This window comes from Acidovorax sp. NO-1 (assembly GCF_000238595.1).
Classification (GTDB): domain Bacteria; phylum Pseudomonadota; class Gammaproteobacteria; order Burkholderiales; family Burkholderiaceae_C; genus Acidovorax.
The window spans coordinates 110,528-121,961 of record NZ_AGTS01000049.1 but is presented as its reverse complement, the minus strand read 5'-3'; the positions used below and the strand labels follow the sequence as shown (position 1 = coordinate 121,961).

The 11,434-nt window shown below is 65.3% G+C and carries 12 protein-coding genes; 3 read left to right on the top strand and 9 right to left on the bottom strand.

What is annotated here, in order from left to right:
* Positions 1–61: 61 nt before the first annotated feature.
* Positions 62–1,342, bottom strand: a complete 1,281-nt coding sequence (locus KYG_RS05765; RefSeq protein WP_008903907.1) for a glutamate-5-semialdehyde dehydrogenase — start codon at positions 1,340–1,342, stop codon at positions 62–64.
* Between the two features lie 86 nt (positions 1,343–1,428).
* On the opposite strand from KYG_RS05765, the gene KYG_RS05760 reads away from it, so the two are divergent.
* The gene (locus tag KYG_RS05760) at positions 1,429–1,707 is read left to right on the top strand and encodes a hypothetical protein (protein WP_008903906.1); all 279 of its coding nucleotides are present in this window, start codon (positions 1,429–1,431) and stop codon (positions 1,705–1,707) included.
* An 88-nt stretch (positions 1,708–1,795) separates the two neighbouring features.
* Here the strand turns inward: KYG_RS05760 and KYG_RS05755 are convergent, their stop codons facing one another.
* Positions 1,796–2,374: a hypothetical protein gene (locus KYG_RS05755; RefSeq protein ID WP_139019300.1), complete on the bottom strand. Its 579-nt coding sequence runs from the start codon at positions 2,372–2,374 to the stop codon at positions 1,796–1,798.
* An 86-nt stretch (positions 2,375–2,460) separates the two neighbouring features.
* Positions 2,461–3,516, bottom strand: coding sequence for a DNA polymerase III subunit delta (holA, locus tag KYG_RS05750; protein ID WP_008903904.1), 1,056 nt, complete (start codon positions 3,514–3,516; stop codon positions 2,461–2,463).
* 186 nt (positions 3,517–3,702) lie between these two features.
* Between holA and rocF the strand changes: the two genes are divergently transcribed.
* The gene (gene rocF / locus KYG_RS05745; RefSeq protein ID WP_008903903.1) at positions 3,703–4,656 is read left to right on the top strand and encodes an arginase; all 954 of its coding nucleotides are present in this window, start codon (positions 3,703–3,705) and stop codon (positions 4,654–4,656) included.
* A gap of 153 nt (positions 4,657–4,809) precedes the next feature.
* Here the strand turns inward: rocF and lptE are convergent, their stop codons facing one another.
* The 6 genes from lptE to KYG_RS05715 form a co-directional block, all read right to left on the bottom strand.
* Entirely contained in the window at positions 4,810–5,310 is a 501-nt protein-coding gene (gene lptE, locus KYG_RS05740) for an LPS assembly lipoprotein LptE (RefSeq protein WP_008903902.1), read from the bottom strand.
* 5 nt (positions 5,311–5,315) lie between these two features.
* Positions 5,316–8,009, bottom strand: a complete 2,694-nt coding sequence (leuS, locus tag KYG_RS05735) for a leucine--tRNA ligase (RefSeq protein WP_008903901.1) — start codon at positions 8,007–8,009, stop codon at positions 5,316–5,318.
* Positions 8,010–8,133: 124 nt separating this feature from the next.
* Positions 8,134–8,583, bottom strand: coding sequence for a biopolymer transporter ExbD (locus KYG_RS05730; RefSeq protein WP_008903900.1), 450 nt, complete (start codon positions 8,581–8,583; stop codon positions 8,134–8,136).
* Between the two features lie 23 nt (positions 8,584–8,606).
* Complete coding sequence (locus KYG_RS05725) at positions 8,607–9,290, bottom strand: MotA/TolQ/ExbB proton channel family protein (protein ID WP_008903899.1); 684 nt, start codon at positions 9,288–9,290, stop codon at positions 8,607–8,609.
* Positions 9,291–9,422: 132 nt separating this feature from the next.
* On the bottom strand, positions 9,423–10,277 hold the full coding sequence (dapB, locus tag KYG_RS05720) for a 4-hydroxy-tetrahydrodipicolinate reductase (RefSeq protein WP_008903897.1): 855 nt from the start codon (positions 10,275–10,277) through the stop codon (positions 9,423–9,425).
* A gap of 72 nt (positions 10,278–10,349) precedes the next feature.
* Positions 10,350–10,910: an outer membrane protein assembly factor BamE gene (locus KYG_RS05715; protein WP_008903896.1), complete on the bottom strand. Its 561-nt coding sequence runs from the start codon at positions 10,908–10,910 to the stop codon at positions 10,350–10,352.
* Between the two features lie 89 nt (positions 10,911–10,999).
* Between KYG_RS05715 and fur the strand changes: the two genes are divergently transcribed.
* On the top strand, positions 11,000–11,416 hold the full coding sequence (fur, locus tag KYG_RS05710) for a ferric iron uptake transcriptional regulator (protein ID WP_008903895.1): 417 nt from the start codon (positions 11,000–11,002) through the stop codon (positions 11,414–11,416).
* Positions 11,417–11,434: the final 18 nt, after the last annotated feature.

Sequence of the window (11,434 nt, the reverse complement as noted above, 5' to 3'; positions counted from 1 at the left end):
TAAGAAATCAGCCTCTAGGGCAATGCCATCAAGCGCAAGCAGCTATAAAAATAAAAGCACTTCAACTGCGCACCTCACCCTCGCCCAGCACCACGTACTTCAGCGAGGTCAGCCCTTCGATACCCACCGGCCCGCGCGCATGGAACTTGTCGGTGCTGATGCCGATTTCGGCGCCCAGGCCGTATTCAAAACCGTCGGCAAAACGCGTGCTGGCGTTCACCATCACGCTGGCCGAATCCACCTCGCGCAGGAAGCGCTGGGCGTGTACGTGGTTGGTGGTGAGGATGGCATCGGTGTGGTGGCTCGAATACTGGTTGATGTGCGCAATGGCCTCATCCACCCCCGCCACGATCTTCACGCTGATGATGGGCGCCAGGTATTCCTCGCTCCAGTCCTGTTCGGAGGCGGGCGTGAGCAGCGCGCCAGGTACATCGGCCAGCAGCGCCATCGCCTCGGGGCAGCCGCGCATCTCCACGCCCTTGGCGGCATACACCACGCCGATCTGCGGCAGAAACTCTGCTGCCACACCGCGCGCCACCAGCAGTCCTTCGCTGGCGTTGCAGGGGCTGTACTTGTTGGTCTTGGCGTTGTCGGCCACCTTCACGGCCATGGCGATGTCGCAGGGGTCGTCCACATAGGTGTGGCAGTTGCCGTCCAGGTGCTTGATCACGGGCACCTTGGCGTCGCGGCTGATGCGCTCGATGAGGCCCTTGCCGCCGCGCGGGATGATCACGTCCACAAACTGCGGCATGGCAATCAGCTGGCCCACGGCCTCGCGGTCGGTGGTCTGCACCAGCTGCACTCCGTGCTCTGGCAGGCCGGCCTCGGCCAGCGCCTGGGCCACCAGCCGCGCCAGCGCCTTGTTGGAATCAATGGCCTCCGAGCCGCCACGCAGGATGCAGGCGTTGCCGCTCTTGATCGACAGCGATGCCGCCTCGATGGTCACGTTGGGGCGGCTCTCGTAGATCATGCCGAACACGCCAATCGGCACACGCATCTGCCCCACGCGGATGCCGCTGGGCTGCTGCTTCATGCCCAGGATCTCGCCAATGATGTCGGGCATGGCGGCCAGCTGCTCGCAGCCTTCGGCGCAGGTCTCCAGCACCTTGGGGCTGAGTTTGAGGCGGTCCACCATCGGCTCCGCCAGGCCGGCGGCCACAGCGCGCTCCAGGTCTTTGGCGTTGTCGATCTGGAGCTGGGCCACGTTCTCGCGCAGCAGCCGGGCCAGGGCCTTGAGTGCTTTGTTTTTGATAGCTGTTGGCGCTTTGGCCATCAGCGCGGAGGCCGTTTTTGCCTGCGAACCCAGGGTGTGCGTGTATTCGGCGACGTTAAGGTCATTCATCCGGCGATTTTGCCGCAGATGCCCTGGCACCGGGGACGTCACTGCGGTTACCCTTGCAGCCCCGGCCAACCTGCTCCCACCCTTCCATGACCCGATCCCACCTCGTCACCCCGGTGCAAGACGCACTGACCTCGTTCAGCCAGGGCAGCCTGACTGCGTCTGCCCTGAGCCACACCGCCCGCGAACAGACCGACCTGCTCGCCGCCCTGCCGCCGCGTTATGCCGAGGTGCTGCACGGCCTGCTTGACCGGCTCGAATCCAGCGCGTTGTTCTCGGAAGAAAGCTGTTCGTTCAGCCAGAAAGACCTGGTGGACAGCCTGCAGATGTGGGTGGAAAAGGCGCGGGACATCGTTGACAAGGGGTGAGACGCGGCACCTGGTGAGTTTCACAGCTCAACGCTCGCGAGTCCGGTGCCCGGCAAGTCAGGCATCCACTCGACTGCAGCGATGTGCTTCACACATCGCGCGGCCGAAAAGTCAGTTCATAGTTTGGCTGAACCAGCCCGAGAGGCCTGTAAAACGCGTTGAGCAATAGGACCGGAACCCCTCGGAACGCAACTTCTAGCAGATGGCTTTGGCTGCTGTTGCGATCAAATGACGCCGTCGCGTGGGCAAGACCTTTGTTTGCCGCGTAGAAGACGGTTGCGAGCGCGGACTCCGCTTCCTCCCTCGGCCCAGGGTAAGCCGACAGCGCTCGCTCTTTGGTGAATTTCAAGGCGCCGCGAAACTGCTCGACTCCAAGATCATCGTGAGACCTTCGGATGTCTAACTCTGCAATTTCAGTTGTAGAGCCCTTGACCGCTTTCAGCCCCAAGAATTCCAGAACGGCACGCGCGTGAATAACCGCTGCTTCAATTGCGCCGTTGGTGAAGCCGGTCGCCAAGCCCTCAATCACGAGCCGATCATCAAAGCAGACACGCATCGCGGGGACGTCTTCCCATGACATGCTGTGACGCAAAGCGAGATGGCCCATGGCAATGGACTTGGATCGATAGTCAAGCCAAGCAAGTAACTCTGCCGATGGTGCGTTCATTGAACTGGGACAAGTTGTCATGCGACGGTCCAGGTGCTTGTTACATATCGACGTCGGTTCCTGGTCAGCATTGGAACGCGGCGGGCTCACCGCGCCGCCTGCGTCAGCCTGCACATCTGAAACGCCAGCCGCTGCAGCGCCTGCCAGCCATCCGTGGGCCAGTCGGGCTGCTTGAGCCCTTTGACGATGCCGTCCACCGTGTGGGCCGACTGCAGCAGCCGCGCCAGTGCGGCGTCGCTGGCCTTGGGCAGGATGCGCTCGAACAGCTTTTCCTTGGCGCCCCAGATGCGGTTTTCGCGCAGGGCCATGGGCAGGGGGCGGCCGGCGTTCATGGCATCTTTCACGCGCTTCAAGGCACGGATGTCTTCGGCCAGCGCCCAGTGCACCAGCACTTCGGCCTCGCCTTCGGCCTGCAGGCCGTCGAGCATGCGCTGCGCGCGGCCCGTCTGCCCGGCCAGCACCGATTCAGACAGCTTGAACACGTCATAGCGCGCCACGTTGAGCACGGCTGCTTCGACCTGCGCTTGCGTCAGTTCACCCGCGGGGTGCAGCAGGGCAAGCTTTTGAATCTCCTGGTGCGCGGCCAGCAGGTTGCCTTCCACGCGGTCGGCAAAAAACTGCAGGGTGCGCTGGCCTTCTTCGCCTGCCACCACGCGCTGGCCCTGCGCGGCCAGGCGCTGGGCGATCCACTGGGGCAGCATGCCGCGTTCGATGGGGTCGATCTGGATGGAGGTGCCGCACGATTCCAGCGCCGCAAACCACGCGCCGGTGCGGGTGGCCTTGTCCAGGCGGGGCAGCATCACCAGGGTGAGCGTGCTGTCGTTGCCGCGCGCCGATTCGGCCACCTGCTGCAGGGCCACGCTGCCGTCCTTGCCGGGCTTGCCCGATGGGATGCGGATTTCGACGATCTGCTTGTCCGCAAACAGGCTGAGTGACCCGCCCGCAGCCAGCACGGCGCTCCAGTCAAAGTGGGCCCCGGCCACGGTGTAGCTGCTGCGTTCGGTATAGCCCTGTGCCCGGGCCGTGGTGCGGATGGCGTCGGCCACCTCCTGCTGCAGCAGGGGCTCATCGCCATGCAGCACATAAAGCGGCGACAGGCCCCGTTGGAGGTGCGATGAGAGTTGGGCCAGGGCGACTTGCATGCGGCAAAGTTTATCGCCTGGCCCCGGGGCGCCTTGTGCAAACTGCCAGCACCGCCGCGCACAGTGCACAGCGGTGGACGCAGACTGGCCAGCTGTTTCGCTGTTCATTGGCGCCCAAAGCCCCGAGAATTCCCCACGGGCGCCTGCGCCCATCCTTTCGCCCCCGCACCAGAAAGCCCGACCACCATGCCACCCAATGCCCTGCGCAGCGCCCAGCCCACCAGCCTGATCGGCGCCCCCACCGATATCGGCGCCGGGGCGCGCGGGGCCTCGATGGGCCCCGAGGCCCTGCGGGTGGCCGGCCTGCAGGCGGCGCTGGAGTCCCACGGGCTGCAGGTGTTTGACCGGGGCAACTTGAGCGGCCCGGCCAACCCCTGGCAGCCTCCCGTGGACGGCTATCGCCATCTTCCCGAGGTGGTGGAGTGGAACCAGCGCGTGTTCGACGCCGTATATGCCGAGCTGCAGCTGGGCCACCTGCCCATCCTGCTGGGCGGCGACCACTGCCTGGGCCTGGGCAGCATCAGCGCCGTGGCGCGCCACTGCGTGGAGGCGGGCAAGAAACTGCGCGTGCTGTGGCTCGATGCGCATGCCGACTTCAACACCAGCGAACTCACCCCCAGCGGCAATGTGCATGGCATGCCCGTGGCCTGCCTGTGCGGGTTTGGCCCCGAGGCGCTGACCGGGCTGGCCCGGATGCCCGGCGGCGGCCCCGCACTGCGCCCCGAACAGATCCGCCAAATCGGCATCCGCAGCGTGGACGCGGGCGAAAAGCGCTTTGTGCACGCGCAGGGCCTGGAGGTGTTTGACATGCGCGCCATCGACGAAGTGGGCATGCGCCAGGTGATGGAGCGGGCCCTGGCGGGCATGGACGCCCACACGCACCTGCATGTGAGCTTTGACGTGGATTTTCTGGACCCCGACATTGCGCCCGGCGTGGGCACCACCGTGCCCGGCGGCCCCACTTACCGCGAGGCGCAACTGTGCATGGAAATGATTGCCGACAGCGGCCGCCTGGCCTCGCTCGACATCGTGGAGCTGAACCCGGCGCTGGATGTGCGCAACCGGACGGCCGTGCTGGCGGTGGACCTGGTGGAGTCGCTGTTCGGCAAGAGCACGCTGATGCGGAACCGGCCGGTGTGAACGGAATCGGTGCGTACGCGGCAGCGCGAATGCTACCAAAATAATAGCTTATAACGCTTACCTATCCTGCCCAAAGCACCGATTTTGCCCTGATCCATCGGTGCAGCGGCACCGCTCATGGCTCCCGCGGGAAGCAGGCCGGGCAGGATCCGCTCACGCCAAACGGGCCGCAGCCAGACGCCGCATCAGCTGCTGCACCAGATCGGTCTGCATGTTGCGGAACAGCAGGGCCTCTTCGGCCTCCTTGGCCAGCGCGATGGTTTCGTTGTAGCTGATGTCGCGCTGCTGCAGCAGTTCGGTGGGGGCAATGAGCTCGGTCCCCTCCTGCGTGCGCAGGCGGAACCTGATGCGCAGGCGCAGCTGCAGTTCGCGCACCTGGCCCGAGGCGTTCTGGCCCACCACCACGCGCTCCTGCTGCTCCTGCAGCAGGTCCATGATGGCCTCTGCCGTGGGCAGGGCCGCGGGGTCGCGCAGCACCTTCAGCGGACTGCCCGAGCCCTCCAGCGTGCGCTGCAGCTCCCGCGCCAGCGGCGAGCCGGCGGGCGCGGCAATGTACAGCGAGCGGAACCCGAACTCGGGCACGCCCCGCAGCCGGAAACCGCAGGCGGTCAGCAGCGCCACGGGCGCGAGGGAGAGCAGGGTGCGCTTGTTCATGGGGGCTATACCACCACGTTGACCAGGCGACCCGGCACCACGATGACGCGCTTCGCAGCGGCGCCTGCCGCCTGCGCGATGAAGGCCTCGCTGGCCAGGGCAATGCGTTCGATCTCGGCCTTGTCGGCCTGTGCGGGCACCTGGATGGAGCCGCGCAGCTTGCCGTTGACCTGCAGCATGAGCTCGATTTCGTCCTGCACCAGCGCGTTCGCATCGACCTGGGGCCAGGGTGCGTCCAGCAGGTCGCCCAGTTCGGCCGCGTAACCCAGGCCGCTCCAGAGGCTGTGAGCAATGTGCGGGGTGGCCGGGTACAGGCAGCGCAGCAGGATGCCGAAACCCTCGATCAGCGCCACCTGGGCACCGGCCGAGTCGTTGGCCTTGAAGTCTTCGAGCGCGTTGATCATCTTCATCGCGCCCGAGACCACGGTGTTGTACTGCATGCGCTGGTAGTCGTAGTCCACCTGCTTGAGCACGGTATGGATCTCCAGCCGCAGCGCCTTGGCTTCCTTGCCAAATTCAACGTCCTTCAGGCTGCTGGCGCTTGCCACGCTTGCGGTAGCAGCTTCCATATCCATAGCAGACAGCTTGAGGCCGAAGTTCCACACGCGGCGCAGGAACCGGTAGCTGCCTTCCACGGCCGCGTCGTTCCACTCCAGCGTGGCTTCGGGTGGCGAGGTGAACATGGTGTACAGGCGGGCGGTGTCGGCGCCGTACTTTTCGATGAGGTCCTGCGGGTCCACGCCGTTGTTCTTGGACTTGGACATGGTGCCCACGCCCTCGTAGTCGATGGGCGTGCCCACAGGCAGCATGCCATCACCGCTGGTGGCTTGGTTCTTGAGCCGGGCGCCGATGATCTTGCCGTCATCGCCCAGCACATGCTCCACATCGTGCGGCCAGAAGTAGTCCTTGCCGCCCTTGGCGGTACGGCGGCTGTAGATGTGGTTGAGCACCATGCCCTGCGTGAGCAGCTTGGTGAAGGGCTCGTCCACTTTCACGAGGCCCAGGTCACGCATGACCTTGGTCCAGAAGCGCGCGTACAGCAGGTGCAGGATGGCGTGTTCGATGCCGCCGATGTACTGGTCCATCGGCATCCAGTAGTCGGCACCTTCTGCGACCATATTTTCAGCATTCTTGGGATCGCAATACCGCATGAAGTACCACGAGCTATCCACGAACGTGTCCATGGTGTCCGTCTCGCGGCGAGCAGCCTTGCCGCACACGGGGCAGACCACACCGGCGTGAAAGCCTTCGTGCTTGTGCAGCGGGTTGCCGGAGCCGTCGGGCACGCAGTCGGTGGGCAGCACCACGGGCAAGTCTTTCTCGGGCACCGGCACCGCACCATGCTCATCGCAATGGATGATGGGGATGGGTGTGCCCCAGTAGCGCTGGCGGCTCACGCCCCAGTCGCGCAGGCGCCAGGTGGTCTTCATCTCGCCAAGGCCCTTGGCCTGCAGTGCGTGGGCCACGGCGGCCACGGCCTCCTTGTAGCCCATGCCGCTGAAGTTGTCGGAGTTGATGGTGACGCCGCGCTGCTTGTCACCGTACCAGTCGTTCCACTGGTGGTAGTCAAAGGTTTCACCGTCTACCAGCACCACCTGCTTGATCTCGATGCCGTACTTGAGGGCGAACGCAAAGTCGCGCTCGTCGTGCGCAGGCACGCCCATCACGGCGCCGTCGCCATAACCCATCAGCACGTAGTTGCCGACCCAGACCTCGACCTTCTCATCGGTCAAGGGGTGCGTGACGAACAGGCCGGTGGGCACGCCCTTCTTTTCCTGCGTGGCGAGCTCGGCCTCGGTCGTGCCGCCGCTCTTGCATTCTTCAATGAAGGCGGCGAGCTGGGGATTGGTCTTGGCAGCGTGTGCAGCGAGCGGGTGCTCTGGGGCCACGGCGCAAAAGGTCACGCCCATGATGGTGTCGGCGCGCGTGGTGAACACGTACATCCTGCCGTCGCCAATCAGTGCGCCATCGTCACCCTGGATGTCGTGGGTGAACGCAAAGCGCACGCCTTCGCTCTTGCCGATCCAGTTCTCCTGCATCAGCTTCACACGCTCGGGCCAGCCGGGCAGCTTGTCGCCGGTGACGAAGTCCAGCAGCTCTTCGGCGTAATCGGTGATCTTGAGGTAGTAGCCCGGAATCTCGCGCTTTTCCACAATGGCGCCGGTGCGCCAGCCCTTGCCGTCAATCACCTGCTCGTTGGCCAGCACGGTCTGGTCCACCGGATCCCAGTTCACCACCTGGGTCTTGCGGTAGGCAATGCCCTTTTCCAGCATCTTCAAAAACAGCCACTGGTTCCACTTGTAGTACTCAGGGTCGCAGGTGGCGACTTCGCGGCTCCAGTCGATGGCCAGGCCCATGGCCTGCATCTGCTTTTTCATGTACGCGATGTTTTCGTACGTCCACTTGGCGGGGGGCACGCCGTTCTTGAGCGCCGCGTTTTCAGCGGGCAGGCCAAACGCGTCCCAGCCCATGGGCATCAGCACGTTGTGGCCGTTCATGCGCAGGTAGCGCGTGAGCATGTCGTTGATGGTGTAGTTGCGCACGTGGCCCATGTGCAGCTTGCCGCTGGGGTAGGGCAGCATGGAGCAGGCGTAGAACTTCTTCTTGCTCGTGTCTTCCGTCACGCGGTAGGCGTCGGTGGCGGTCCAGTGGCTGTGCGCGGCACGTTCGACGTCTTGGGGAGAGTATTTGTCTTGCATGGGGGCTCGGGGGTGAGAGAAGTGGGCAGCCGCTGGGCCGCGCTGGGGCGATTTTAGGCTGTCGTGCCCGCCCACCGGTCGGCCACCCGGGCGGGCGCCCGCATGGTAGTCACCAACGGGCGCCTCAGCGTGCCCGGGCGGGGGCTGAAGGGGCGCCGGGCGTCTGGGATTCGGCCACAAAACCGATGCGCTGCAGCCCGGCCAGGTGGGCCGCGCCCATGACCTCGACCACGCGCCCGTACGGCACGGCGGCGTCTGCGCGCAGCTGGATTTCGGTGTCGGGCCGCTCGGCGCCGATGCGGCGCAGGCGCTCGGCCAGCGCGGGCTGGGACAGGGGCTGGTCGTCCAGAAAGGCCTGGCCGGTGGCGTCGACCACCAGCGTGACGAACTGCGGCGCGGCACCGGGCGTGGCGCCCTCGGCGCGTGGCAGGTCGAGCCGGATGGAGCTGGCCATCAACGGCGCCGTGAGGATGAAGATCACCACCAGCACCAGCATCACGTCCACCAGCGGCGTCATGTTGATGTCGCTCATGGGCTGCGGCCCCGTGGTGCGTTCGAGTCTTCCGAAGGCCATGGCGGAACCAACGTTCCTGTCGCTCAGGGCCGGGAATGGGCGGGGACCGCCGTGTCAATGACCAGTTCGCGCAGGTCAAGCGCAAACCCTTCCAGGTCGGCCTCGATACGGCCGATCAACCGCCCAAACACGTTGTAGGCCAGCACGGCAGGTATGGCCACGGCCAGCCCGGCGGCGGTCATGACCAGGGCCTCGCCCACGGGGCCGGAGACGCGATCAATGGTGATCTGCCCGGCGCCTGCCATGGCGGTGAGTGCATGGTAGATGCCCCACACGGTACCCAGCAGCCCCACAAAGGGTGCGGTGGAACCCACGGTGGCCAGCAGCACCTGCCCGAACTGCAGCCGGCCCAGCACCTGGTGCAGGGCATCGCGCAGCACCCGGGTCAGCCGTTGCGACAGGGTGCCAGAAGCTGCAAGTGAGGGCTGCGCGCCCGCTTCGGGCTGCATTGCTATTGAATTTGCAGCAACAACCAAAGGCAGGACCAGCGCCTCCCTGTCAAAAGACTTCAGACGCTGCTCTGCAAGGTGGAGGGACGGTGCCTGCCAGAACGCGGCCGTGCAGCGCGCCACGTCCACACCGGCACGGTGCATGAGGCGCAGCTTCCACAAAATGACCACCCAGCTTGCCACCGACATGGCCAGCAGGATCAGGGCCGTGCCCTGCGTGACGGCGTCGCCCTGGCGCCACCAGTGGAGTGCGTCCATCAATACCTCGTTACTTGGCGAATCGCCCGCAACTGGCGCGCCCGAAACCAGTGCCACCATGGAACTGGCTTGGCCAGGCCACGGGTGGCGTCCCCCTGGAGGGGGAAGATGCGGAGCATCTCAGAGGGTTTCTCATTGCAGTCCGAGCACGTCGAACATGTCGAACATGCCCGTCCTGTGCCCGGCGAGGAAGCGCACCGCCCGCAGGCTGCCCTGCGCATAGGTGGCGCGGCTGGAGGACTTGTGGGTGATCTCGATGCGCTCCCCGATGCCCGCAAACAGCACGGTATGGTCGCCCACGATGTCACCACCGCGGATGGTGGCAAAACCGATGCTGGACGGATCGCGCTCGCCCGTCACGCCTTCGCGGGCGTACACGGCGCATTCCTTGAGGTCGCGGCCCATGGCGTCGGCAATCACTTCGCCCATCTTGAGCGCGGTGCCCGAGGGTGCATCCACCTTGTGGCGGTGGTGGGCTTCGATGATCTCGATGTCGTAGCCCGTGGCCATGGCCTTGGCGGCCATCTCAAGGAGCTTGAGCGTGACGTTGACGCCCACGCTCATGTTGGGCGCCATGACGATGGCCGAACCCTCTGCAAACTTCGCGATGGCGGCTTTCTGCTCGTCCGAAAAGCCCGTGGTGCCGATCACTGCCTTGACGCCCCGCTGGCTGCACACGGCCAGATGGGCCAGCGTGCCTTCGGGCCGCGTGAAATCGATCAGAACGTCGGCATTCTGGAGGCCGGCGGCGATGTCCGCGGTGATGGCCACGCCGCTGGCGTGGCCGAGGAATGCGGTGGCGTCCGAGCCAATGGCCGGGCTGGCGGCCACGTCCAAGGCCCCGGCGAGCACGCAGTCGTCACTGGCGCGGATGGCCTCGATCAGCATGCGCCCCATGCGGCCCGACGCCCCGGCCACTGCCACCCGGTGGCGGGTGCCGGGGGCGGAGGTCGTGGTGTGCGCGGCAGGCGAGGAAGTCCCGGTCATGTGAATCCTGTAAGTTGACGTTGGCAACAAGGTGCGGCACACGCCCCAGCGGCGGCCGCGCTGCTGCAAGCCCTAGCGCACGGGCGCTTCAAGCGGGGGGTAGCTGACGGAGGCCGGCTCCTGCGGCGCTGCAGGCTGGGGTTCCGACGCACGCTGGGGCGCCGGAAATCGGGCCAGCTGCTCGGGCGTGGCTTCCAGCACGGGAACCTTGCCCTTGGACCCGCGCGAACCCAGGCTGGCAACGAACTCGGTCTCGGTCGGCATCGTGTCACCTTCCGAGCGCTCCAGCGCGTCACCCTTGAAGAACACGGTGAGTTTGCGCGTCTGTGGTTCTTCGCCCGGCCGCTTGATGGTGAACACATACTCCCACCGGTCGGCATGGAACAGGCTGGTGACGAGGGGCGTGCCCAGGATCTCGCGCACCTGCTGGCGGCTCATGCCGGGCTGCAGCGCCTCGACCTGCTCGCGCGACACAAAATTGCCCTGCACCACATCCACCCGGTAAGGGTTGACGAGGCTGGCAATGCGGGTGCTGGCTCCGTTCAGGCTGCTGCAGCCAACCAGGGCTGCCGCGCTGACCCCGGCCAGGAAGACCAGGCCCAGACGGGCACTGCAAGGGGCTATGACGGGCATGGATAAAAGGGCTGAGGATATGATCGCGCCATTGTAGCGGCAGGCCTTCCTGCCCCGGGGCCCGGTCCCACCTCCCGAAAGACAACGCCATGACCAACATCGACGAACTCAAAAGCACGGGACTCAAGGCCACGCTCCCTCGCCTGAAGATTCTGGAAATCTTCCAGAAAGGCGGTCAGCGCCACATGACGGCCGAAGATGTATTCCGGGTTCTGCTGGAGGAGCGTTCGGACATCGGTCTGGCCACCGTCTACCGCGTACTCACCCAGTTCGAGCAGGCCAGCATCCTGATCCGTAGCAATTTTGAAAGCGGCAAGGCGGTGTACGAGCTCAACGAAGGCCAGCACCACGACCACTTCATCTGCACGTCCTGCGGCAAGGTCGAGGAGTTCTACGACGCGGAAATCGAAAAACGCCAGCAGGCAGTGGCCAAGGCCAAGGGCTGGGTGGTTCAGGACCACACCATGGCGCTGTATGGCCAGTGCGCCAGTTGTGCCAACAAGTAAGAAAAAGAAGAAGCCGGC